This is a genomic window from Streptomyces sp. NBC_01716 (assembly GCF_036248275.1).
GTDB lineage: Bacteria > Actinomycetota > Actinomycetes > Streptomycetales > Streptomycetaceae > Streptomyces.
In genome coordinates, this window is record NZ_CP109181.1 from 2,375,324 (window position 1) to 2,399,508 (window position 24,185).

Below are 24,185 nucleotides of genomic sequence, written 5' to 3' on the forward strand. Positions count from 1 at the left end.
GCCGGCACTACATCGGGAGAGAAAGAGGAAGTCGAGCCTCTGCTCAAAATCCAAAATCCTGGTTACTGTCGTATCAGAGGAGAAGGGACCGCCATGGACGACCAGCTCGCTCTGCGCATCCAACTGTTCCGCGAGGGCGGCCAAGTCCGGCCCGAGGCCGCCGCGTTCGTGACGGCCGAGCTGGACGCCCTGGCCGCCGAGGGCCGCACTGTGACCGAAGAGACAGCCGGCACGCTCACCAGCCATCTCATGATGGCTCTTACCAGGCTGCTCAACGGCGAGTCGATCGAGGCATTCCCCACCGACTCCGAGATCGCCGCAGAGCTCGCGGGACACCCGGACGCGGTGGCACGGGCGCGCGCCGTCTCCGCACGCGCGGCCTCGGAACTCGGCGCGCCTCTTCCCGACTCCGAGATCAACTTCCTCGGACTGCATCTCGCCCTGCTCGACCGGAACTCGCCCCCACGGCACGAGACATGAGAAGGAACCAGCCATGACGAAGATCCTCACCGGTGGCGTCGGCAAGGCCGAGGTCACGGACACCGTCAAAAAGCTCGGCCTCGACGGCATCGAGATCGTGGCCTCCAACGACATGGACGCCGCGATGAAGCTCCGCGGCGGCCAGGCCGACTACTTCCTCGGCACCTGCCACACCGGCGCCGGCGCCTCCCTCGGCGTACTGGTCGGACTGCTCGGCAAGCCCGCCTGCCACACCTTCGGCCGCTCCGTTCCCACGGAGGACGAGGTGAACGCCCTGCTGGCGGAAGGCAAAAAGGTCTTCGGCTTCGCCATCGACCAGATCGACGTGATCGCCCCACTCATGGCCCGCGCCATCGCCGCGCGCGGCTGACGGCCCCGTACGAACCCGCAAGGGCTCGACAGACCTCGTAAGACCCCGCGCCGGGCCAGGCCCCCGCCGGGCACTGAGGAGTGAAATCCCGTGAACAGCGTCCTCGCAGCGAGCTCGACAGACCTCGACTTCTCGCTGGCACAGCAACTGACGGTGATAGCGCTGTGTGCGCTGACCGCGTTCATCTCCCATATGGCACTGGCCGTCTTCAACGACGGCGTGCGGCCCTTCATGCTCGACTTCATACAGGGGCGGTCCACGCGCAACGCCACCACCGCCGTGTCCTTCGGTCTCTCCGCCGGCTTCATCTTCGGTCTCGGCGCCCCGATGGCACTGTCCACCGGTGTGCTCAACCCGTGGCTGGTCTTCCTGCCCACCGACATCCTGGGCATCCTGTCGCCCAAGAAGTGGATCGCGCCGCTGCTCGGTGGGGCGTGGGGCGCCGTGGTCGTGTTCGGCCTCAACGGGGCCAACAGCCTCGCGCACGACCTGCCAGTCGACTTCCTGACCGCGCTCCAGCAGATGTCGACCCCGATCCTGTTCCTCTTCACGCTCTTTCCGGTGCTCGCCATCACCAAGCAGTTCGGGCGGCTACGGGGCGGGGTGGCCGCAGTCGTGGAGCTGGCGCTCGTCGTGATGACGATGAAGGTCTGGCCGGATGTCTTCCCCGGCTCGATCGCGATGGCCGTCGGCGTCCTGACGCTCATCGGCTTCGCGGTCAACAAGGACCTGACGCAGCGGAAGTTGGAGCGGGCGGAGGCCGCGAAGGCTGTCGCGGCGGAGGCGGTGGCGGCCAGCGAGTTGCTCTCAGATGAGAAGGCGGCGAAGGCGTCGGGGAAGAACGGGGCGGCGGACGGCGCGAACGACGCGGACGATCCGATGGCCTCCCTCTTCAGCGCGAGCGCGCTGCGGCTGCGCCGCTATCTGCCGCTGTTCATGCTGCTCGGGGCCGGCGTCTGTGTACTGGCCCAGGCGCATGTGTTCGGCGGCGGCGAGGCGACGAGCTTCCTGATCGCCAAGGGCGACTACTCGGAGGCCGCCCAGGTGGACTTCTACCGGGCGTTCGGCTTCGTACCGCTCATCGCGACGACCGCGCTCGCCTCCGGCGCGTACGGCATCGCGGGCTTCACCTTCGTCTACCCCATCGGCTACCTGATGCCGAACCCCTTCCTCGCCGCCGTCGTCGGCGCGGCGGTCTTCGCCGTCGAGGTACTGGCGCTCTCGGCCATCGGCCGGGTCCTCGGGAAGCTGCCGAGCGTGCGTGACTCCTCCGAGCACCTGCGCAGCGCGATCGGCGACGCGCTGGGGCTCGCGATCCTCTTCGGCTCTCTGATGGCCGCCAACGTCATGGGAGGGGGCCTCGGCATCCTCATCGTCGGCGGGCTGTATCTGCTGAACGAGTCGATGGGCCGCCCCGTGGTGCGGATGGCGGCGGCGCCCGCCGCTGTCATCGTCGGCGGCGTGCTGCTGAACATCCTCTACTGGCTGGATCTGTTCACGCCGATCAAGGGATAGGTGGGCAACTCCGCGGACTCGCCGCGGAGAACACGCACGACACAGGAAGGCCCTCGCACCATGCAGCACCCAGACCCCGGCGACCCCGGCACTGGCACCGGCGTCGCACAGCCGCGCCGGCTGCGCACCGTCACCGGCCCGTTGGCCGTCTCAGCCGTACGGGGCCCCGTACTCGCCCACGAACACCTCGTGCTCGATCTCGACCACGCCGGTGACGGCGCGGCGGTTCTCGACGCGGACCTGCACAGGCCCGCCGTCGTCGCGGAACTGACGGCCCTGCGCGAGGAGCACGGCCTCGGCCTGGTCGTCGAGCTGACCTGCCGGGGCATGGGCCGCGATCCGCAGGCCCTGGCCCGGATCTCCGCGGAGTCGGGGGTGCCGGTGGTGGCCGCCACGGGCTGGTACTACGAGCCGTTCCACCCCGCGGAGCTTGACGGGGCGAGCGTCGAGGAGCTGACCGCGACGCTCGTAGGGGAGATCGACGACGGTTTCGGCGACACCGGGATCCGCCCCGGCGTACTCGGCGAGATCGGCAGCCACGGCGACTCACCGACCGGGCCGGAGACCCGCGCCCTGCTCGCTGCGGCGCACGCCGCGCTCGCCACGGGGCTGTCGGTCGCCACTCACGCACAGCTCGGCCGCGGCGGGCTCGCGCAGTTGGAGCTGCTCACCGGCGCGGGGCTCGCCCCCCACCGGATCTCGCTGGGCCACCAGGACCTGCTCGACGCCCCGGCGGTGCACCGTGAGCTGGCGGCGAGCGGGGCGTATGTCGCCTTCGACACCGTCGGCAAGGAGAGCTACCAGAGCGACACCGTGCGGCTGCGTCTCCTGTTGGCGCTGTTGGAGGCCGGTCACGCCGATCGGGTCCTGCTCAGCTGCGACATCTCCCGGCACGCGTATCTGCGCTCGGAGGGCGGCCAGGGCTACGGGCATCTCTTCCGGTCCTTCCTGCCCCGGGTGCGCGCGGCCAGTGTGAACGAGGACCTGATCGATCTGATGACACGGCGCAATCCGCTCCGGTTCCTGACCGGTGCGGACACGAAGGAGGCCTGAGATGCCCGTACAACTGCCGCGGACCTTCCCCCTGGCGACGATCCCGCTGGACGACGCGGTCCGCATGCAGTTCCGGCTGCTGGAGTGCACCGCCGCGCAGTTCGAGGGTCAGCAGCTCTTCGAAGCGGACGCGGGCGTGGTGCCGGACCTGGGCCGGCCCCGTACCACCGCGCGGGTCGAGGCGGTGCTGGCGGACTTCTTCGGTGCCGAGGATGCCGCGCTGGTGCAGGGCGCGGGTACGGGCGCCATCCGCGCCGCGCTCCAGGGCGCGGTCGGCCCCGGCGACCAGCTGCTGATCCACCGGGCGCCGGTGTACCGCACGACGGCGGTGACGCTGCGCGGGCTCGGAGTCCGCACCGTCGAGGCGGACTTCAACGACGCCGCGGCGCTGCGCCGGACCCTGGACTCGGGTGAGTTCGGCTGGGCGTACGTCCAGCACAGCCGGCAGCGGCTCGCCGACTCGTACGACGCGGGGGACGTCCTCGCGGCCTGCCGCGCCGCGGGGGTGCGCACGATCGTGGACGACAACTACGCGGTCATGCGCGCCCCGTCGGCCGGTGTGGAGCTGGGCGCCGACGCCTCGTGCTTCTCGCTCTTCAAGCTGCACGGGCCTGAGGGGGTCGGCGCCGTCGTCGGGGCAGCCGACCTCGTGGAGCGTGTGCGCGCCGACAACTACTCGGGCGGCGGCCAAGTGCAGGGTCACCAAGCGCTCGACGCGCTGCGCGCGCTCACCCACGTCCCCGTCATGTGGGCCGTCCAGTCGCAGGTCGGCGCCGAGATCGCGGACCGCCTCGCCGCCGGTGAGGTGCCCGGCGTGGCGGAGGTACGGATCGCCAACGCGCAGGACCGCTGTCTGCTCGTACGCCTCGACCGCCCCGTCGCGCGCGAACTGCCCGCCGCCGCGGCACGCCACGGCGCCGCGCCGTACCCCGTAGGCTCCAACTCCCGCTACGAGATCGCCCCGCTCTTCTACCGGCTGTCCAGCTCGTCCCTCGACGACGCTCCGGAGCTCGCCGACCGGACCGTGCGGATCAACCCCATGCGGGCCGGCGCCGATCTGGTGATCGAGATCCTCCGCCGTTCGCTGCACGACCTGAAGGACTGACCGTGTTCCTGGACGCCATCCTGGCCCGCAACCCCGAGCTCGTCGACGTAGCGGTCTCGCTGCACCGCTCCGGCGCCGTACCGCCCGACACATACGTGATCGACGCCGACACCGTGGAGGCCAACGCCGCGCTACTGGCCGGTGAAGCCGAACGGCTCGGCCTGTCGCTCTGGTTCGTGGTCAAACAGATCGGCCGCAATCCGGCGCTGATCCGGTCCATCGCCCGGCACATCCCCCGATTCGCGGCGATCGATCCGTACGAGGCACGGGTGCTGCACCAGGCGGGGGCACGGGCCGGCAACGTGGGCCATCTCGTACAGATCCCGCCCCGTCTGCTGCCCGAGATGCTCGGGCAGCGACCGGAGGCGGTGACGGTCTTCGACCTGGCCAACGCCCGCGCCGTCTCGGACGCCGCCCGGCAGCTGGGCTTCGTCCAGGACGTCCTCGTGCGCCTGGAGGGCACCGACAAGGTCTATCCGGGGCAGGAGGGCGGCGTGCCGCTCGCCGGGCTCGACGCCTTCGCCGCGGCGGCCGAAGCGTTCCCGGGCATCAGGATCGCGGGCGTCACCGCGTTCCCCTGTGTGCTGTGCGACCCGTTGACCGGCGTGCCGACCCCCACGGAGAACTTCCAACTCGCGATCACCGCACGCGAGTTGCTTTCCGCGCGCGGGCACGAGGGCCTGAAGCTCAGCGCTCCCAGCGCCACTTCCGTGGCCACCCTGCCCCTTCTCGCCGAGCTGGGCGCCACGCACGGCGAACCGGGGCACGCCCTGACCGGGACGACCCCACTGCACGCGGTCGACCACCAGCAGCCCGAGCGCCCCGCCTACGTGTACATCAGCGAAGTCGCCCACACCCTCGCCGACGGACGGCCCGCGATCCACGGCGGCGGCTTCTACCCGCGCGCACGCATCCACGACGCCCTGCTGCCGCGCACCGGGCTGCGTCTTCCCGTACAGGACTCGCCCGCGGAGAACATCGACTACTACCGGCTGCTCCAACGCCCCACCGATGCCGCGGACGTTGAGGTCGGGGACACCGCCGTACTCGCCTTCCGCACCCAGATCTTCGTCACCCGCTCGACCGTCGCGGTCGTCGCCGGGCTCTCCACCGGAGAGCCCAGGCTGACCGGCCTGTACGACGCCCAGGGCCGGGCCCGGTAAGGAGCCGAGCGCCATGAGCACAACCGTGATCGTCGTCATCGACGGGTTCGGAGTCGGTGCGATGCCGGACGCGGGGACACTGCGGCCCGGCGATCTCACCGCCGACACCTGCGGGCACGTCCTCGACCACTGCCGCGCGGCACTGGGTCGGCCGCTCCGGCTGCCCGCGCTCGGGGAGTTGGGGCTCGGCCTCGTCCATCCGCATCCGGATCTCGCCCGCCGGACCAGCCGCCCCGTCGCCGCAGGGCGGGCAGCCCTCGGCTACCCCGGCGCCGACACCTTCGCCGGACACCAGACCATGATGGGCGCGGACTTCAGCCGGGTGACGGTGGCCACGCTGGCCGGGCATCTCGACGAGGTGAGCGGCGCGCTGAAGGCGGCGGGACACCTTGTCGAGCCCCTGCGGGGGCAGCCGCTGCTGCTCGTCGACGGCGCCGTCCTGGTCCACGACAACCTGGAGGCCGACCCCGGCATCAACTGGAACGCCTCGGGCCGCCTGGACGAGCAGTCCTTCGACGGCATCCTCTCCATCGCCCGCACGGTGCGGGCGGTCGCGCCGGTCGCCCGCGTCATCGCCGTCGGGGGCCACGCGGACGGGCCGCTCGCCACGTACGTACGAGACGGTGACGGCGGCACCGTCGGGCTGGACACGCCGGCCACCGGCTTCTACCGCAACGGCGGGCTCCAGGTACGTCATCTGGGCGTGGACCTCGACCACACCCGGCAGCTGCCCGACCTCGCCGCCCGCGCGGGCCTCCCGGTCACCCTCGTCGGCAAGGCGGCGGACATCCTGGCGTGCGAAGCCGCCGTACGGCGCCCCGCCGTCGCGACGGAGGAGGTGCTGGAACACACCCTGGCGGCGGTACGGGGCGGCGAAGGCGGCCTCCTGGTCGCGAACGTCCAGGAGACCGATCTCGCGGGCCATCAGCAGGACACGGGGCGCTACGGGAGCGTCCTGGAGCAGGTCGACGTGGGGCTCGCCAAGCTGGCGGGGCTGCTCACGGGGCCCGGCGACCGGCTGATCGTCACGGCCGACCACGGCAACGACCCGACGATCGGCCACGCGTATCACACGCGCGAGTACGTCCCCGTCCTGATCCACCGCCCCGACGCCGCGGGGATCGAACTCCTCCCGGACGCCGCGACGTTGGCGGACGTCGGGGCGACGGCCGCGGCGGCCCTCGGCCTGGACGCGGACGCACTCACGACGGGGGCGACGCTCCTCGGCGGGCCGTCAGGCCGCCCGGCGGGGCCGCCGCAGTAGACACGGCGCCGTCCCGGCGTGCGGCGCGGCGCCGCCTCCCCCGCCCGAAGTCGGGCCTCAGCCCATGAACTTCTTGAACTCGTCGGGCAGTTCGAAGTTCTTGTCCGCCTCCGCCGTCGGCAGGCCGAACGCGCCACCCGCCTGCGCCGCCTCCTCGCGCCGCGCCGCGGCGGCCTGCTCCTCGGCCTTGCGCTTCATCGGGTTGCCGGAGCGCCGCTTGCCCTTGGCCTGCTTCTGCTGCTTCTTCTGCCGGCCAGGTCCGCCGCCCGAACCCGGAGCGCCCGGCATTCCCGGCATCCCGCCGCCCTGCGCCATCTTCGACATCATCTTGCGGGCCTCGAAGAACCGCTCCACCAGGTTTTTCACGGCGCTGACCTCGACGCCGGAACCCTTGGCGATACGCGCCCGGCGTGAGCCGTTAATGATGGTCGGCTCGTGCCGTTCGCCCGGCGTCATGGACTTGATGATCGCCGCCGTACGATCGACGTCCCGCTCGTCGATGCTGCTGATCTGGTCCTTCATCTGCCCCATGCCGGGCAGCATCCCGAGCAGCTTCGAGATGGAGCCCATCTTCCGGACCTGTTCCATCTGCGCCAGGAAGTCGTCGAGCGTGAACTCTTTCGGCCCCTTCGCCAGCTTCTGGGCCATCTTCTCGGCCTCGGCCTGGCTGAAGGTCTGCTCGGCCTTCTCGATGAGGCTGAGCATGTCGCCCATGTCGAGGATGCGCGACGCCATGCGGTCCGGGTGGAACGCGTCGAAGTCGTCCAGCTTCTCGCCGTTGGAGGCGAACATGATCTGCTTGCCGGTGACGTGCGCGATGGAGAGCGCGGCACCGCCGCGGGCGTCGCCGTCGAGCTTGGACAGCACGACGCCGTCGAAGCCGACGCCGTCGCGGAAGGCCTCGGCGGTGTTGACCGCGTCCTGGCCGATCATGGCGTCGACGACGAACAGGACCTCGTCGGGGCTGACGGCGTCGCGGATGTCCGCGGCCTGGCGCATCAGCTCCTCGTCGATGCCGAGACGGCCGGCGGTGTCGACGATGACGACGTCGTGGACCCTGTCCTTCGCGTACTTGATCGAGTCCTCGGCGACCTTGACCGGGTCACCGACGCCGTTGCCGGGCTCGGGCGCGTACACGACGACGCCCGCGCGTTCGGCGACGACGGCGAGCTGGTTGACGGCGTTGGGGCGCTGAAGGTCACACGCGACCAGCAGCGGGGAGTGGCCCTGCCCCTTGAGCCAGAGGCCCAGCTTGCCCGCGAGGGTCGTCTTGCCCGCGCCCTGGAGACCCGCGAGCATGATCACGGTGGGCGGCTGCTTGGCGAAGCGCAGGCGCCGCGTCTCGCCGCCGAGGATACCTACGAGCTCCTCGTTGACGATCTTGATGATCTGCTGGCTCGGGTTGAGCGCCCGCGAGACCTCTTCGCCACGCGACCGCTCCTTGACCTTCGCGGTGAAGTCACGGACCACGGGGAGCGCGACGTCCGCCTCGAGGAGCGCGATACGGATCTCGCGTGCGGTGGCGTCGATGTCCGCCTCGGACAGCCGCCCCTTGCCGCGGAGGGATTTGAAAGTCGCTGAGAGGCGATCGGAGAGGGTATCGAACACGGCGCTCGTAGGTCCTCAGGGGTCGGGGGCAGAGTGGATTGCTCTCCAGGGTATCCGGCCGGGCCGGGATGGCGGGCCCTGCCCGTTGTGAAGGCCCGTACGGGGCCCTCCGCCGCGGCGTCGCTCCCGCCCCGTACGACGGCAGCCAGCCGCCCCGTACGGCGACGGCCTGCGGGGCTCCGCCCCGCCCCCGTCCCGCGCCGCTCCGTGATCCATGCCTCAGCCGCGCAGGGCCTCCTCCACCATCTTCGCGGCCGTCGCCGCCTCCCCGTCCGTCAGGACGGCCCCGTCGGGGCGCGTGATGTAGACGGTGTCCACCGCGTTCGCGCCCAGCGTGGACACGTGCGCGCTGCGGACCCGTACCGCCGCCTCCTCCAGCGCCCGCCCGATCCGGTGCAGCAGACCCGGGGCGTCCTGCGCGCGCACCTCGATGACGGTGGCGAGTTCCGAGCTGTCCGGCACCACCGTCACACGGGGCGGCGGAGCCTGGGTGCCGCGCCGCCGGGGATAGGACGCCTCGCGCTCCGCCAGCCGGGACCGGATGCCGAGCGAACCGTCCAGGGCGCGTACGAGGTCGGCGCGCAGCCGCGTCGCCTGGGGCAGGGAGCCGTACGCCGCCGCGACCCGCCAGGTGAGCAGCAGCACGTCGGAGGCGTCACCGAGCGCCGTGGGCGGTTCGACGATGCGCAGATCGGCCGCCCGCACGGTGAGACGGTGCAGCGCGAGGACCCCTGCCGCGGCCGGCAGGACGCCGGGGCGGTCGGGAAGGGCGATGAGCAGTTCGACGCCGACCGGCTCCGGTTCGTCGTCCTCCTGAGGAGGCTCCGAGTGGGTGTGGAGGGACAGGACGGGGCCGCCGGTGCGCAGCGCCTCGACAGCGAGGCGTTCCTGCTCCGCGCTGGTCACGACGGGGCGCGCTGCGGCGGGCGCCCTGCCGGCGAGGGCGGCGGCGACGCGGCCGACGAGGTCCGTGACGAGGGACCCGCGCCACGCGGACCAGGCGGCGGGCCCGGTGGCGAGCGCGTCGGCCTCGGTGAGCGCGTGCAGCAGTTCCAGGGTGGACAGCGAGTCGATCTTCTCTGCGACGGAGCTGACGGTGGCCGGGTCGTCCAGGTCGCGCCGCGTCGCCGTCTCGACGAGCAGCAGATGGTGGCGTACGAGGGCGGCGACGACGTCCGCGTCGGCGCGGTCGAAGCCGATCCGCAGCGCCACGGTGCGCGCGACGGGCTCCCCGGCCTCGGAGTGGTCGCCGGGCAGCCCCTTGCCGATGTCGTGGAGCAGGGCGGCGACCAGGAGCAGGTCGGGGCGGCTCACGCGTCGGGTCAGCGCGGAGGCCTCGACCGCGGTCTCGACGAGGTGGCGGTCCACCGTCCAGGTGTGGACGGCGTTGCGCTGGGGGCGGCAGCGGACGTGCTCCCACTCGGGGATGAGGCGGGTGATGAGCCCTTCGGCCTCGAACGCCTCCCAGACGGGGACGGTCGGCTCCCCCGCCCCGAGCAACGTGACGAATTCCTCGCGCGCCGCCGCGGGCCACGGGGCGGACAGCGGGTGCGCGGCGGCGAGCCGCCGGACGACGTAGGGCGAGATCGGCAGCCCGGACTGCGCGGCGGCGGCAGCGGCGCGCAGCGGCAGGACGGGGTCGCGTTCGACGCGCGCCGTCCTGGCGAGTACGGCCTCGCCGTCCTGCTCCACGACACCTTCGGCGAGCGGCGTGCGCTCCGGGGCGGGCCTGCTGCCGCCGAGGAGGGAACGGAGCCGGGGACGGCCGGCGCGGGAGCGCAGGACGCGGTTGACCTCGCGCCAGGTGACGTCGGAGGCGTACGACACGGTGCGGGCGGCCTGGTAGACCTGCCGCAGGAGTTCGTCGGCGTCGCCCACTCCGAGCTCCGCGGCGACGCCGTCCTGCTCCTGGAGCGCGAGCCGGTCCGTGGCCCGGCCGGTCGTCAGGTGCAGGGCGTCGCGTACGTCGAGGAGCGCGCGGCGGGCCTCGGCGAGTCCCTCCCTGGGGGCGTCGGCGAGCCAGGACGCGGCGACGGCGCGCAGCGCGGTGGCGTCCCTGAGCCCGCCCCGTGCCTCCTTGATGTCGGGTTCGAGAAGGAACTGCAACTCGCCCTGGCGCTCGGCGCGTTCGCGGCAGAGTTCGTCGAGTTCGGGAAGGCGTTTCGGGGCCTGGTTGCGCCAGTCGGCGAGTACCGCGGTGCGCAGGGCGGCGGTCGGCGCCGGGTCGCCGACGACATGACGGGCGTCGAGGAGGCCGAGCTGCACCTTCAGGTCCTGGCCTGCCGTCTTGCGGGCCTCGGCCGTCGTACGTACGGAGTGGTCGAGGGCGAGCCCCAGGTCCCACACGGGATACCAGACGCGGTCCGCGAGAGCGGCGATGGCCGCGGCGTCGGAGCTGCCGTCGTGCAGGAGGAGAAGGTCGAGGTCGCTGCGGGGGGACAGTTCGCCCCGTCCGTAGCCGCCGACGGCGACGAGGGACGCTCCCTGGACGCCGACCGCACGGACCGCGGCGGTGAACAGGGCGTGCAGCCAGTCGTCCGTGAGCCGCGCCAGCGCGGCGCGGCGCGGCGGCCCGGACGGCGTCTTGTCGTGGAGAAGGCGCAGCCGGGCCGCCGCGTAGCCGCTGGGTCCGGGGTCGGGTTGTCCGGTCGTCTCTTCAGGGGTGGTCACCCGGCAGGTCCCGTCTTTCGGCGGGCGTCCCGCGTGCGGAACGCCCGGTTTCGCTGCGCGCGTCCGTATCTCCGAGCGCGCTCGGTTCACAACTCGCGCGACGTCGTCACGAGTTGGGCGCCGGCTCCGCGCTCCGTCCCCGGAACGCCGACGGCGCCGGGCGCGCTCCTCGACGGAGTGCGCCCGGCGCCGGAGCGTGCCCGCTCACCGAGCACGCGCCGGCATCGGACCTGGATCGGACCGGATCCGGGGTCAGAGGGCGTCCGGGCCGCGTTCCCCCGTACGTACCCGGACCGCCGTGTCCACCGGCACACTCCACACCTTGCCGTCGCCGATCTTGCCCGTCCTGGCGGCCTTCACGACCACCTCGATGAGCTGCTCGGCGTCACCGTCCTCGACCAGCACCTCGATGCGGATCTTCGGCACGAGGTCGACGGTGTACTCCGCGCCCCGGTAGACCTCGGTGTGGCCGCGCTGCCGGCCGTAACCGCTGGCTTCCGTGACCGTCAGCCCGTGGACGCCGAAGGCCTGGAGTGCCTCCTTGATCTCGTCCAGTCGGTGTGGCTTGACGACTGCGGTGATGAGCTTCATACGTCCACCTTCTTGTTCCGCGCCGCGGCGCCGAGGTCCTTGTCCGTAGCGGTCGCACTGCTTCGGCTGGAGGGCGAGCCTCCCACCGCGCTGAAGTCATAGGCGGATTCCGCGTGGAATGCCATGTCCACACCGCTGGTCTCGTCGTCCTCGGAGGCCCGGAAGCCGATGGTGACATCGACGATCTTGGCGAGGATCCAGGAGACGACGAAGGAGTAGCCCATCACCGAGAAGGCACCGATCGCCTGCTTGCCGAGCTGCGAGGCCCCGCCGACGCCGTCGATGGCGAGGACACCGACGAGCAGGGTGCCGATGACGCCGCCGACGAGGTGGACGCCGACCACGTCGAGCGAGTCGTCGTAGCCCAGCTTGTACTTGAGGCTGACGGCCCACGAGCAGGCCGCTCCGGCGACGACGCCGATGAGCAGCGCGCCGAACGGGTTGACGTGCGCGCCGGACGGGGTGATCGCCACGAGACCGGCGACGGCTCCTGAGGCCGCGCCGAGTGTGGTGAACGCGCCGTGCCTGATGCGCTCGTAGATGAGCCAGCCGAGCATGGCCGCGCCGGTGGCGATCTGCGTGTTGAAGGCCATCATGGCGGCCGTGCCGTTGGCGGCGAGTGCGGAGCCGGCGTTGAAGCCGAACCAGCCGAACCACAGCAGCGCGGCGCCGAGGACCACCAGCGGCAGGCTGTGCGGCCGCATCGGGTCCTTCTTGAAGCCGATGCGCTTGCCGACGACAAGGACCGCGGCGAGTGCTCCGATACCGGCGTTGATGTGGACCGCCGTACCACCGGCGAAGTCGATCACTTCCAGCTTGAAGAGCCAGCCGTCGGCCTGCCACACCCAGTGCGCGACCGGGAAGTACACGACGGTGACCCACAGGGCGATGAACAGGGACCAGGCGGTGAATTTGACGCGGTCGGCGAGGGCGCCGCTCATGAGCGCCGGGGTAAGTACGGCGAACATCAGCTGGAAGAGGGCGAAGGCGTAGACGGGGATTCCCTCGGTGCCGCCCGTGAGCGTCTCGGCGTTGATGCCCTTCAGACCGATGTGGTCGAAGTTGCCGAGCAGTCCTGCACCGATGTCGTCACCGAAGGTGAGCGAGTACCCGTACAGCACCCACAGCAAGCTGACGATGCCGAGAGAGATGAAGGACATGATGAGCATGTTCAGGGCGCTTTTCACCCGGACCATGCCGCCGTAGAAGAAGGCCAGGCCGGGCGTCATCAACATGACGAGCGCGGCACTGATCAATACGAATGCGGTATCTGCGCCATTCAAGGCCGGCGTCTCCTCGTGGGTGGGAAATACGGCCCGGTGCGGATGCTCTTACTTCTCTGGGCCGACTGGTGGTGAGGAGATTGACGTGGGGTGATTTCGGTCGATGCCGCCCGATGTTTCGCGACAGTGACGAAGTCGACCGGCATGTTACGCCTGGATGAACTGCCGTGTCGCGAGGTGCGGTGATGGCAGAATCCGGCGCCGACAGTCACCCGTGTGACGTGGCGCGGGGAAGCGGTGTCGGCTGTACGGGCGACTGCCGCGGCCGGAGGCGCGGGGTACGCGGAGGGAACGGGGGACTCCGAGGGAAAGCGCACAGGCTTTCGCCGCGCCCTCGACGGTGCGTTCAGACCGCTTCCGCGGACTCCGGGAGTTCTTCCGTGAGCTGCTCGGTGAGCTGGCTGATCTCGGAGAGCTCACCGAAGTCCCGGGTGGCCGCGGAAACCGTTCTGCGCAATCGGGTGCTGACGCGCTCGGAGCGCACTTTCCTGGCGATGCCGAGCGCCTCCTTGATAAGAGGGGTCGACCGCTCGGGCTCCCTCTTAAGAAGGTGGACCGTGGCCATTCCGACGAGGTTCAGCGCGTACGACCGCTGATGCTCCTCGTCCTTCTCGAAGAGCTGGACGGCGCGCTCCATGACGGGCTCGGCGAGCGAGGCGTACGTCGGGCTGCGCCCTGCCACATAGGCGAGGTCCCGATAGGAGTGCGCGTTCTCGCCGTTGAGCTCGGCCTCGGAGAAGAAGCGGATCCAGTCGGGCTCCGGCTCGCCGTCGTCGCCCGCGTCGGCGAAGGTGTTCTCCGCCATGCGCACCGCCCGCTTGCACTTGCCCGGCTGCCCTATGTTCGCGTAGGCCCGCGCCTCCATCGCGTACAGCATCGACTGCGTACGGGCCGTGGCGCAGTCCCTGCTGCCGTACTGGGCGAGATGGATGAGCTCCAACGCGTCGTCGGGGCGGCCGACATGGATCATCTGACGGCTCATCGAGGAGAGGATGTACGACCCGAGGGCCTTGTCCCCCGCCTCCTTGGCGGCGTGCAGGGCGAGCACGAAGTACTTCTGGGCGTTGGGCTGGAGACCCACGTCGTAGCTCATCCAGCCCGCCAGCTCGGCCAGTTCGGCCGCGCACCTGAAGAGCCGCCGCGCGGTGCTGTCGGACTGCGGCTCCTGAAGAAGGTCCGTCACCTCGTGGAGCTGGCCCACGACCGCCTTGCGGCGCAGACCGCCGCCGCACTGCGCGTCCCACTGACGGAACATCACCGTGGTGGACTCCAGGAGCTCCAACTCCGGCATGGAGAGCCGGGAGTGGCGGCGCGCCCCCGGGGGCCCGGCGTCGTCCTGCTCGGCCGGCGAGGTGGGCACCAGCCAGCGTTGCATCGGCTCGATGAGGGCGGGGCCGGCGGCGAGCGCGAGCGACGTCCCGAGGAAGCCGCGCCGGGCCAGCATCAGGTCACTGCGTGAGAACTCGCTGATCAGGGAGATGGTCTGGGGCGCCGCCCAGGGCAGATCGACGCCGGACACCGAGGGGGACTGGTGGGCGGAGCGCAGTCCGAGGTCTTCGACCGCGACGACGGCGCCGAAGCGCTCGGAGAACAACTCCGAGAGAATGCGCGGGATGGGCTCCCGCGGCTGCTCGCCGTCGAGCCAGCGGCGCACCCGCGAAGTGTCGGTGCTGATGTGGTGCGCGCCCATCTGACGGGCCCTGCGGTTGACTTGGCGCGCGAGTTCGCCTTTGGACCAGCCGCTGCGCCTGAACCATGAACTCAACTGCTCGTTCGGGCGCTTGCCGGTGGCCGTACCGTCTGCGCCGCTGCCGCCCACTGGAACGCCCCCATCCACTGAAGCCCTGTCGCGCGAACTTCTACCAGAATGCCGTGAGTTACGGTCGTCTGTCCGGAGATCTCGCCCCTTCGAACAGGAAACCGAGTTGCCTGCGGCATAACCACGAACGTGCGACTTCCCACCGTTCGTGTACTCAAAGTAATCCTACGATCACCCCTCCCGCGAGGGCCATTCCCTAAACGCCACCATTCGCCACCCCTTCAAATGAACTCGCCTGCGGCCGGGCGCGATTCACTTGACGAGCGACGAGCAGGAACCGGTGGAGCGTTGCGCACGGGGGCGCACGGAGCCGGTCACACCACTCCGGGTGTCACCCCGCGCCACCTGGGCGAGGCCGAACCCCAAGAAGCCGACGGAGGGTCACCACGCGACTCCGTGTCGTAACTACCGATGAGTTCGACCCGTTGGAGGGGGCATGGGCTTCACGATCGGCGGAATCCGGGAGATGCGGTCCGGTTCACGGCGCCGCGGCCGCGCCATCGAGTGCACGACGGTGGCCGAGTACACAGGGCTCTGGGGCTGGGACGTCGTCCCCGGCGCACGGGCCGCGGCGGGTCGCTGCTCCTGCGGCGCCGACGGATGCCGCGCCCCTGGCGCCCATCCGCTGGACCACGCGCTGGAGGTCCCCGCGGGCGCCACGCTGGACGATGCCGCCAAGGCCTGGTCCGAGACGCCGGGGGCGGCCGTTCTGCTGCCCGTGGGGCGCACCTTCGACGTCATCGACGTCGCCGAACCGGCGGGCCGCCGCGCGCTGATCAGGCTGGAGCGGATGGGGCTGCCGCTGGGCCCCGTCGCCGCGACCCCCACGGGGCGCGCGCACTTCTTCGTCGCTCCGGGCGGCGCGGCCGAACTGCCCGAACTCCTCTACCGGATGGGCTGGGACGACGCCGGTCTCGATCTGCGCTGTCTGGGCGCGGGCGCCCATGTCACCGCCCCGCCGTCCGACCTCGGCGGCCTCGGGCCCGTCCGCTGGCTCCGGGCACCGGTCCTGGACACCGCGGCGGACCCGCCACAGGCGCGGCTGCTGCTCGGGACACTGGCGTACGTCTGCCACCGCTCGCCCGTCGGCGACTGACCCCGCAGTCCGCCACCCCCGTCGTCCACCCCCGCCGTCCGGCATCCCCGCCGGCCCCGCCCCGTCGCCTCCGTACGAAGGGCCCCACCGCATGCGCACACCTTGGGTTCTAGCGGTCGTTGCAACACCCCAGTTCAAGGGGTGGGATGGACTTCGAGATTCGCGAGGACCGGCAGCCGCAGGGACGTAAGAAACTCACTCGTGAGCGGGAGGCATACTCCCGGCTCATGGAGCAGGGCGTGAGCAACACGGAGGCGTGCCGGATCGTCGGGATCAACCGGCGGACCGGGAAACGCCGGCGATACGGACGCAACCCGTCCGGCGGCAGGAAGGCGGCTCCACCGATCAACGCGGTGGAGCCGCCTTCCGTGTGCTCGCGGTACTTGCGCGAGGCCGACCGCATCCATATCGCCGACCGCCTGCGGGAGAAGGCCACGATCCGCGCGATAGCAGCGGAGCTGGGCCGCAGCCCGTCGACGGTCGGCCGTGAAGTCCGCCGCAACCGCCACCCCGGAAACGGGCAGTACCGGCCGCACGCGGCCCAGGCCCGCGCCGATGCCCGCCGGCCCCGCCCCAGGCCCGGGAAGATCGGACAGAACCCCGAGCTGCGGGACGCGATACAGGCGGGCCTGGACGAGCGGTGGAGCCCTGAGCAGATCTGCCAGGCTCTGCGCAGGCAGTTCCCCGACCGGCCGGAGATGCACGTGGTCCACGAAACCGTCTACCAGGCCCTCTACGTCCAAGGACGCGGAGAGCTACGGCGAGAGCTGGCCGGCGCCCTGCGCAGTGGACGTGCCCACCGTCAGGCCAACTCCCGCCGGCCCCGCTTCACCGAGCCGATGGTCATGATCAGCGACCGCCCGGCCGAAGCCGGGGACCGGGCGGTGCCCGGCCACTGGGAAGGCGACCTGATCACCGGCAAGGACAGCGCGTCCGCGATCGGCACCCTGGTCGAGCGTGCCACCCGCTGCGTGATGCTCCTGCACCTGCCTGACGGCCGGGGCGCCGAGCAGGTCCGCGACGCCCTCCAGGAGACCGTGCAGCGACTACCCGCCCACCTCAAGCGGTCTCTGACCTGGGACCAGGGCTCCGAGACGGCCGAACACCGCTCGTTCAGCACCGCCACGGACGTCCCCGTCTACTTCTGTGATCCGGGCAGTCCCTGGCAGCGCGGCCCGAACGAGAACACGAACGGTCTGCTGCGGCAGTACTTTCCCAAGGGCACCGACCTGGCCGTCCACAGCCGCGAGCACCTCGACGCCGTCACCGCCCAGCTCAACGGCCGCCCACGCAAAACGCTCGACTGGGAAACCCCAGCCGAACGCCTGCATAAACTCATCGCGGCCTGATCAACACGACCACCTGTTGCGACGACCCCTAGAAACCGCCCACGCGGGAGGGCCCTTTCCTCGTACGGTGCCTACCGTGCGTACGGCGCCCCGTACGCGCCCCGTACGGCGGCTGTCAGCCGACGCGCAGACGGCGCGCCCGTCAGCCGTCGATCAGCGCGTCGACGAACGCCTCGGGCTCGAACGGCGCCAGGTCGTCAGGCCCCTCGCCCAGCCCGATCAGCTTGACCGGCACACCCAGTTCACGCTGAACCGCGATCACGATGCCGCCCTTGGCCGTGCCGTCCAGCTTGGTCAGCACGATGCCGGTGATGTCCACGACCTCGGCGAACACCCGCGCCTGTACGAGGCCGTTCTGCCCCGTCGTCGCGTCCAGGACCAGCAGCACCTCATCCAGCGGACCGTGCTTCTCCACCACGCGCTTGACCTTGCCGAGCTCGTCCATCAGCCCGGTCTTGGTGTGCAGACGCCCCGCCGTGTCGATCAGGACGACGTCGGCCCCCTCGGCGATGCCCTCCTTGACCGCGTCGAAGGCGATCGACGCGGGGTCGCCGCCCTCGGGGCCGCGCACCGTACGCGCGCCCACGCGCTCGCCCCACGTCTGGAGCTGATCGGCGGCCGCGGCGCGGAAGGTGTCGGCGGCGCCGAGCACGACCGACCTGCCGTCGGCCACCAGCACCCGCGCCAGCTTGCCCGTCGTCGTGGTCTTGCCGGTGCCGTTGACGCCGACGACCATCACGACACCCGGGGTGTCCAGACCGCTCTCGGTCTTCACGGCGCGGTCGAAGTCCGTACGCAGGAGCGCGAGCAGTTCCTCGCGCAGCAGCGAGCGCAGTTCCTCGGGCGTACGCGTACCGAGCACCCTGACCCGCTCGCGCAGCCGCTCCACCAGCTCGTGCGTGGGTGCCACGCCGACGTCGGCGGTGAGCAGGGTGTCCTCGATCTCCTCCCACGTCTCCTCGTCGAGGTGCTCACGCGAGAGCAGCGTGAGGAGCCCCTTGCCGAGGGTGTTCTGCGAGCGGGCGAGCCGGGACCGCAGTCGGACCAGACGGCCCGCGGACGGTTCCGGGACCTCGATCGCCACAGGCGGGGCGGCCACGACGGGGTCCTCGACGGCGGGCGGCGTCGCGGTCGCCTCGGGGAGGCCCACCTCCTCGATGGTGCGGCGGGGTTCCTCCCGCGGCGGCCCCGCCTCGTCACCGACGTGCGGCTCGGCGGGCGGGGTCGTGATGGTCGGCGTGCTCGACGGTGCCTTGGGCGGCAGCTGCTTCTTCCTGCGGCTGGTGACCACGAACCCGCTGATCACGCCGACGACGACCAGGGCGATGACTACGGCAAGAATGACGATGTCCACCACGTCATCTTCGCAGGCGACGGCCGCCATGGGGCGGTGGGGAGAGTCCGGGCCCCGACGGGGCGCGCGATCCCTGGAACGGGGCTGGTCAGCCCATCTCCTCCAGCGCCTTGCCCTTGGTCTCGGGAACCCACTTCAGGACGGAGAGGATCGAGAGCAGCGCGAAGGCCGAGTAGATCACGTACGCGCCCGAGAGATCCCAGTCGGACAGGGTCGGGAACGAGGCGGTGACGGCCCAGTTGGCGATCCACTGCGCCGACGCGGCCACACCCAGCGCGGCGGCCCGGATCCTGCCGGGGAACATCTCACCGAGCAGCACCCGGACGACGACGCCCCAGGACAGCGCGAAGAAGAGCACGAAGGAGTGGGCGGCGGCGAGCGCCACCGTGCCCTGCGTGTTGGGGATGAAGATGTCGGTGCCACTGCCGCTCTTGTACGAGAACGCCCAGGCCGCCAGTCCGAGCGACGCCGTCATGCTGGCGGAGCCGATCAGCAGGAGCGGCCGGCGGCCGATCCGGTCGACGAAGATCATCGCGATGACGGTGCCGATGATGTTGACGATCGAGGAGGTGAACGAATAGAGGAACGAGCTGGTGGGGTCGATGCCGACGGACTGCCACAGGGACGCGCTGTAGTAGAAGATCACGTTGATGCCGACGAGCTGCTGGAGCGCGGAGAGGCCGATGCCGATCCAGACGACCGGCAGGAAGCCCACCCTGCCGAGCAGGTCCTTGAACGTCGGCTTGTGCTCCTTACGGAGGTTGCGCTCGATCTCCCGGACCCGCGCGTCCAGGTCGACGCTCTTGTCCTCGACCTCGGCGAGCACATCCCTGGCCGCTTCGCTCCTGCCGACGGAGATCAGGTAGCGGGGCGACTCGGGGATCGCGAAGGAGAGCACTCCGTACCAGAGGTGATCGCCGGGACGACCATCACGCCGAACATCCACTGCCAGGCTTCCAGGCCGCCGATCTCGGCCCGCTGATCACCGTCGGCGATGTTCAGGATGCCGTAGTTCACCAGCTGCGAGACGGCGATGCCGAGAACGATCGCCGCCTGCTGGAACGAGGTGAGCCGGCCGCGATGTACGCGGGGCCGATGGCGGAGGCCATACCGATGGCGAACCCGCCGATGACCCGCCACATGGCGAGGTCCCGGAGCGCGAACGGCAGCGCCGAGCCGACGGCGCTGACGGTGAACACCACGGACGAGATCGCATGCAGTGGATACGGCCGATCCGGTCGGCGATCCGGCCCGCCGTCGCGGCGCCGATGGCGGAGCCGATCAGCGCGGCGGCGATCACCTGGGCCAGTTCACCGGAGCCGACGTCGTAGCGGCCCCTGATGGCCTGGACGGCGCCGTTGATGACGGAGCTGTCGTAGCCGAAGAGAAAGCCACCCATGGCGGCGGACGCCGTGATGAAGACGACATGGCCGAGGTGCTCCGGAAGGGGCGGTTCACCCCCGGGCCGCGGCGACTGGGCGGTACTCGTCACATGTGCTCCTGTCGCCGCCCCGGAGCGGGCACGCCGGGCCTGGGTGCGAAGTTCTCCCAGTGGGGCACGGCACCGCCCCGTCCACCGCCCGCCCTGGGCCGTTCGGGGGGGGCGGCAGGGTCGCCCGCGTCGGCGGTGAGCGCCTTCAGCGCAGGCGCTGGCTGATCACCTTGGAGACGCCGTCACCCTGCATGGAGACGCCGTACAGCGCGTCGGCGACCTCCATCGTGCGCTTCTGATGGGTGATCACGATCAGCTGCGAACTCTCCTGGAGTTCCTGCATGATCCGAATCAGCCGCTGGAGGTTGGTGTCGTCCAGCGCGGCCTCGACCTCGTCCATCACGTAGAACGGGCTCGGCCTCGCCTTGAAGATCGACACCAGCAGCGCCACGGCGGTCAGCGACCGCTCGCCGCCCGACAGCAGGGAGAGCCGCTTGACCTTCTTGCCGGGCGGCCGGGCCTCGACGTCCACACCACTGGTGAGCATGTTGTCGGGATCCGTAAGGATGAGGCGCCCCTCGCCCCCGGGGAAGAGCCGCGAGAAGACTCCCTCGAACTGAACGGCGGTGTCCCGGTACGCCTCGGTGAAGACCTGCTCGACCCGCTCGTCGACCTCCTTGACGACCTGGAGCAGATCGGCGCGGGTCTTCTTGAGGTCTTCGAGCTGCTCGGAGAGGAACTTGTGCCGCTCCTCCAGCGCCGCGAACTCCTCCAGGGCGAGCGGATTCACCTTCCCGAGTTGCTGATACGCCCTCTCGGCAGACCGGAGCCGCTTCTCCTGCTCGCCCCGTACGTACCGCCGGGGCTGGTTGCGCGGGTCCTCGGGGTCCTCCGGCAACTCCTCGCCCTCGGCGGGCAGGGACGGCGGTACGAGCTGGTCCGGGCCGTACTCGGCGATCAGCCCGGCCGGCTCGACGCCCAGCTCCTCAAGGGCCTTCGCCTCCAACTGCTCGATCCTCATGCGCTTCTCGGCGCCCAGGACCTCGCCACGGTGCACCGAGTCGGTGAGCTTGTCGAGTTCGCTCTTGAGGTCCCGCCCTTGGTTGCGCTCCGCGACGAGTTCCCGTTCGCGGCCCGCCTTCGCCGTCTCGGCCGCCGTACGTTCCTCGTCGGCGCGCACGACGGACACCTCGACGTGCGCCAGCAGTTGCCGGGCGCCGGAGGCGACGGCGTCGGCGACGGCGGCCTCGTGGCGGAGTCTGGCCCGCCGCTGTTCGGCGCGGGCCCGCGCCTCGCGCTCGGCGCGGGCGCCTCGGTCGAGCGAGTCCGCGCGGCCTGCGAGTCCTTTGACGCGCTCCTCGTGGGTACGGACCTGGAGCCGCGCCTCCATCTCGGTCTGCCGTGCGTTGGCCCCGTCGGCGGCGAGCCGGTCCCGTACGGAGGTGTCCGGCTCCTCCTCGGCGGGCGCCTCCTCGGCGACGAGCAGGCGCTCCGCGAGCACCTCCGCCTCCTCCGCGGCCCGGTCCAGGGCGTCCTGGGCCTTGGCGGCGGCGGCCGAGGTCCGCTCGGCCTCGCCCGCGGCGCCCCGGGCCTGGCCGGCGAGCCGCCCCAACTGGCCGGAAACGGCGGACTTCTCGCGGTCGGCCGCCCGGCGCCGCTCCCCCAACTCCTCGACGAGCGCGGCGCATTCGGTACGGCGGCCGGTCGCCCGGCGCTGCGCGTCGGCCAACTCCTCGCACCGTACCGCCAACTTGGCCAGCTCGGCCGCCGCCTCGTCGACCGATGCCTGCACCTCCAGCAGGCTGGGCGCCCCGGCGGAGCCGCCGTAGGCGAAGTGGGCGCCGAGGAGGTCACCCTCCGCCGTGACGGCGGTCAGTGCGGGGTGGGCGACGACAAGCTCCTCGGCCTCCTGAAGGGTGCCGACGACGACCATGTCCTGGACGAGCCGCCGTACGGCGCTCATGAGCGCGTCGGGGCCCCGTACGAGGTCGGCGACGCGGGGGACGGCCAGGTCGGTGACGGTGGCGGCGGCGTGTGCGGGGCGGGCGTGGGCCGCCCCGTGGGCGCCGCCGCCGTCGGTGAGGCCCGGTACGTCGCGCGCCCCGTCCGCCTGCCCGGGTACGGCTCCGGACGGGGCGGCGTCGCCGCCCCGTGTCCCGGCCCCGGCCTGTCCGGGCAGGCCCGGCACCGTACCGGAGCCGATTCCGTCGGCCGGGGCCCCGTCGCCGGGTCCGTCCGGCTCCGTGGTCTGTCCCGGTACGGCGGCCGACCGCGCGGGCGGTTCGCCGCCCAGCAACAGGGAGGCCCGCCCCGCGTCCTCTTTACGGAGGAGACGGATGGCGTCCGCCGCGGTCGTCGCGTCGGTCACCGCGATCGCGTCCGCCGCCGCGCCGAGCGCCGCGGCCACCGGGACCTCGAAGCCCGGTGTGACGGTGAGCAGTTCGGCGGCGGGGCCCAGCACGCCGGCGATGCGGTCGCGCGCGCCGAGCAGCGCGCCGCTGCCGTCCTTACGGCGCAGCCCCAGGGCGAGCGCGTCGTGACGGGCGGAGAGAGCCGCGCGCTCGCGCTCGGCGGCGGTGGCCGCCTCGCGCGCCGCCGTCAGCGCGCGCTCCGCCTCGGCCAGCGCCCGCTTCGCCTCGTCGTGCCGCTCGCCCAGTTCCTGGTCGTCGGCGTCCAGGCCGTCGACCTCGGCCTTGAGCTGCTCGTACTCCTCCTGCGCGGCGACGGCGCGCTCCTGCGCCCCGTCGCGGGCCTCGGCGAGGCGGCCGATCTCGGCCTGCGCCGACGCGGCACGGCTGCGTGCGGCGTTCACCTGCCCGTTCAACCGGGCGAGCCCCTCGCGCCGGTCGGCGATGGCCCGCGCCACGTCCTTGAGACGGCGCTCCTCCCCCACCAGCTCGCGCTCAAGGTCGGAACGGTGCGCGACAGTGTCCTCCAGCGCGCGCTCCGCGGCTTCGAGCGCGGCCTCCAGCTCCGCCTCCTGCTCACGGATGCGGGCGGCCTCCCGCTCCATGTCCTCCGGGTCGCGCCCGCGCCGCTCGTCCTCAGGCGTGGCGGTGGCGCTCTTCACGCGGGCGTCGGCCAGCGAGATCGTGCCCCGTACCCGCTCGGCCAGCTGGGAGAGCTCGTACCAGGTCTGCTGCGCGCGCTGGAGCCTCGGCGCCAGCCGCCGTACCTCCTCCTCCAGCTCCGCCTCGCGTGCCAGCGCGTTCCTGAGCCGGAGTTCCGCCTCCTCCTTGCGCTGCTTGAGCGCCGCCTCGTCGGCAACCTCCGTACGGAGGGCGTCACGCAGCTTCACGAGGTCGTCGGCGAGCAGGCGCAGCCGGGCGTCGCGCAGGTCCGCCTGGATGACGGCGGCACGCCGCGCCACAGCGGCCTGTCGCCCCAACGGCTTGAGCTGTCGCCGCAGTTCGTCCGTGAGGTCCTGCACGCGCGCGAGGTTGGCCTGCATCGCGTCCAGCTTCCGCAGCGCCTTCTCCTTGCGCTTGCGGTGCTTCAGGACGCCCGCGGCCTCTTCGATGAATGCCCGGCGTCCCATTGGATCCGCGTGCAGGACGGAATCGAGTTGCCCCTGGCCGACGATGACGTGCATCTCGCGGCCGATACCGGAGTCGGAAAGCAGTTCCTGGATGTCGAGCAGCCGGCAGGTGTCGCCGTTGAGCTGGTATTCGCTGCCGCCGTTGCGGAACATGATCCGTGTAATGGTGACTTCGGCGTAGTCGATGGGCAGAGCACCGTCGGAATTGTCGATGGTGAGGGAGACCTCGGCGCGCCCGAGCGGCGGCCGGCCGGTCGTCCCGGCGAAGATCACGTCTTCCATCTTGCCGCCGCGCAGCGACTTGGCCCCCTGCTCCCCCATGACCCAGGAAAGCGCATCCACGACATTGGACTTGCCCGAGCCGTTCGGACCCACGACGCACGTGATGCCCGGCTCGAACCGCAGCGTCGTGGCGGAGGCGAAGGATTTGAACCCACGCAGGGTCATGGCCTTGAGGTGCACGCCGCCGGACTCTACCTGCCTCACATCACCCAA

General features: G+C 71.4%; 16 protein-coding genes and 1 pseudogene. 9 read left to right on the top strand and 8 right to left on the bottom strand.

The annotated features are described in order from the left end of the window. The first annotated feature begins 93 nt into the window (after positions 1 to 93). The 7 genes from OIE74_RS10090 (at position 94) to OIE74_RS10120 (ending at position 6,950) form a co-directional block, all read left to right on the top strand. Positions 94 to 480 (top strand): transcriptional antiterminator, encoded by a 387-nt coding sequence (locus OIE74_RS10090; RefSeq protein ID WP_329380954.1) that lies wholly within the window; start codon positions 94 to 96, stop codon positions 478 to 480. 13 nt (positions 481 to 493) lie between these two features. Further along, the gene (locus OIE74_RS10095; RefSeq protein ID WP_329380956.1) at positions 494 to 850 is read left to right on the top strand and encodes a DUF2620 domain-containing protein; all 357 of its coding nucleotides are present in this window, start codon (positions 494 to 496) and stop codon (positions 848 to 850) included. A gap of 90 nt (positions 851 to 940) precedes the next feature. Continuing rightward, positions 941 to 2,365 carry a YhfT family protein gene (locus OIE74_RS10100; protein ID WP_329380958.1) on the top strand — a complete coding sequence of 475 codons (1,425 nt, stop codon included), beginning with the start codon at positions 941 to 943 and terminating at the stop codon, positions 2,363 to 2,365. 60 nt (positions 2,366 to 2,425) lie between these two features. After that, positions 2,426 to 3,418, top strand: a complete 993-nt coding sequence (locus tag OIE74_RS10105) for a phosphotriesterase family protein (protein WP_329380960.1) — start codon at positions 2,426 to 2,428, stop codon at positions 3,416 to 3,418. Position 3,419: 1 nt separating this feature from the next. Next, positions 3,420 to 4,523, top strand: coding sequence for an aminotransferase class V-fold PLP-dependent enzyme (locus OIE74_RS10110; RefSeq protein ID WP_329380962.1), 1,104 nt, complete (start codon positions 3,420 to 3,422; stop codon positions 4,521 to 4,523). 2 nt (positions 4,524 to 4,525) lie between these two features. Beyond that, the gene (locus OIE74_RS10115) at positions 4,526 to 5,686 is read left to right on the top strand and encodes an alanine racemase (protein WP_329380964.1); all 1,161 of its coding nucleotides are present in this window, start codon (positions 4,526 to 4,528) and stop codon (positions 5,684 to 5,686) included. A 13-nt stretch (positions 5,687 to 5,699) separates the two neighbouring features. Beyond that, on the top strand, positions 5,700 to 6,950 hold the full coding sequence (locus OIE74_RS10120; RefSeq protein WP_329380967.1) for a phosphopentomutase: 1,251 nt from the start codon (positions 5,700 to 5,702) through the stop codon (positions 6,948 to 6,950). A 57-nt stretch (positions 6,951 to 7,007) separates the two neighbouring features. Here OIE74_RS10120 and ffh read toward each other — a convergent pair whose 3' ends face one another. The 5 genes from ffh to nsdA form a co-directional block, all read right to left on the bottom strand. Then, positions 7,008 to 8,558 (bottom strand): signal recognition particle protein, encoded by a 1,551-nt coding sequence (gene ffh, locus OIE74_RS10125; protein WP_329380968.1) that lies wholly within the window; start codon positions 8,556 to 8,558, stop codon positions 7,008 to 7,010. A gap of 219 nt (positions 8,559 to 8,777) precedes the next feature. Then, positions 8,778 to 11,228: a [protein-PII] uridylyltransferase gene (locus OIE74_RS10130; RefSeq protein ID WP_329380970.1), complete on the bottom strand. Its 2,451-nt coding sequence runs from the start codon at positions 11,226 to 11,228 to the stop codon at positions 8,778 to 8,780. 252 nt (positions 11,229 to 11,480) lie between these two features. Beyond that, the gene (locus OIE74_RS10135) at positions 11,481 to 11,819 is read right to left on the bottom strand and encodes a P-II family nitrogen regulator (RefSeq protein ID WP_189105224.1); all 339 of its coding nucleotides are present in this window, start codon (positions 11,817 to 11,819) and stop codon (positions 11,481 to 11,483) included. Further along, a complete protein-coding gene (locus OIE74_RS10140) occupies positions 11,816 to 13,102 on the bottom strand; it encodes an ammonium transporter (RefSeq protein WP_329380973.1) in 1,287 nt (428 codons plus the stop codon). Before OIE74_RS10140 ends, OIE74_RS10135 begins: the two co-directional genes overlap by 4 nt. A gap of 346 nt (positions 13,103 to 13,448) precedes the next feature. Next, positions 13,449 to 14,921 (bottom strand): transcriptional repressor NsdA, encoded by a 1,473-nt coding sequence (gene nsdA / locus OIE74_RS10145; RefSeq protein WP_329380975.1) that lies wholly within the window; start codon positions 14,919 to 14,921, stop codon positions 13,449 to 13,451. Between the two features lie 436 nt (positions 14,922 to 15,357). Between nsdA and OIE74_RS10150 the strand changes: the two genes are divergently transcribed. Together OIE74_RS10150 and OIE74_RS10155 are read left to right on the top strand one after the other, a co-directional pair. Further along, positions 15,358 to 16,017 (top strand): bifunctional DNA primase/polymerase, encoded by a 660-nt coding sequence (locus OIE74_RS10150; RefSeq protein WP_329380977.1) that lies wholly within the window; start codon positions 15,358 to 15,360, stop codon positions 16,015 to 16,017. Positions 16,018 to 16,163: 146 nt separating this feature from the next. Then, positions 16,164 to 17,366, top strand: a complete 1,203-nt coding sequence (locus tag OIE74_RS10155) for an IS30 family transposase (RefSeq protein WP_329380979.1) — start codon at positions 16,164 to 16,166, stop codon at positions 17,364 to 17,366. A gap of 142 nt (positions 17,367 to 17,508) precedes the next feature. Here the strand turns inward: OIE74_RS10155 and ftsY are convergent, their stop codons facing one another. The 3 genes and pseudogenes from ftsY to OIE74_RS10170 form a co-directional block, all read right to left on the bottom strand. Next, a complete protein-coding gene (gene ftsY, locus OIE74_RS10160; protein ID WP_329380981.1) occupies positions 17,509 to 18,720 on the bottom strand; it encodes a signal recognition particle-docking protein FtsY in 1,212 nt (403 codons plus the stop codon). Between the two features lie 88 nt (positions 18,721 to 18,808). Further along, positions 18,809 to 20,212: pseudogene (locus OIE74_RS10165) on the bottom strand (sugar porter family MFS transporter). Between the two features lie 145 nt (positions 20,213 to 20,357). Continuing rightward, positions 20,358 to 24,152 (bottom strand): AAA family ATPase, encoded by a 3,795-nt coding sequence (locus OIE74_RS10170; protein ID WP_329380983.1) that lies wholly within the window; start codon positions 24,150 to 24,152, stop codon positions 20,358 to 20,360. Positions 24,153 to 24,185: the final 33 nt, after the last annotated feature.

Bases quoted from the DNA above. Each gene is read 5' to 3' on its own strand.
- OIE74_RS10090 (WP_329380954.1), top strand. From the start codon at position 94: ATGGACGACCAGCTCGCTCTGCGCATCCAACTGTTCCGCGAGGGCGGC.
- OIE74_RS10095 (WP_329380956.1), top strand. From the start codon at position 494: ATGACGAAGATCCTCACCGGTGGCGTCGGCAAGGCCGAGGTCACGGAC.
- OIE74_RS10105 (WP_329380960.1), top strand. From the start codon at position 2,426: ATGCAGCACCCAGACCCCGGCGACCCCGGCACTGGCACCGGCGTCGCA.
- OIE74_RS10110 (WP_329380962.1), top strand. From the start codon at position 3,420: ATGCCCGTACAACTGCCGCGGACCTTCCCCCTGGCGACGATCCCGCTG.
- OIE74_RS10120 (WP_329380967.1), top strand. From the start codon at position 5,700: ATGAGCACAACCGTGATCGTCGTCATCGACGGGTTCGGAGTCGGTGCG.
- OIE74_RS10135 (WP_189105224.1), bottom strand. From the start codon at position 11,819: ATGAAGCTCATCACCGCAGTCGTCAAGCCACACCGACTGGACGAGATC.
- OIE74_RS10150 (WP_329380977.1), top strand. From the start codon at position 15,358: ATGGGCTTCACGATCGGCGGAATCCGGGAGATGCGGTCCGGTTCACGG.
- OIE74_RS10155 (WP_329380979.1), top strand. From the start codon at position 16,164: ATGGACTTCGAGATTCGCGAGGACCGGCAGCCGCAGGGACGTAAGAAA.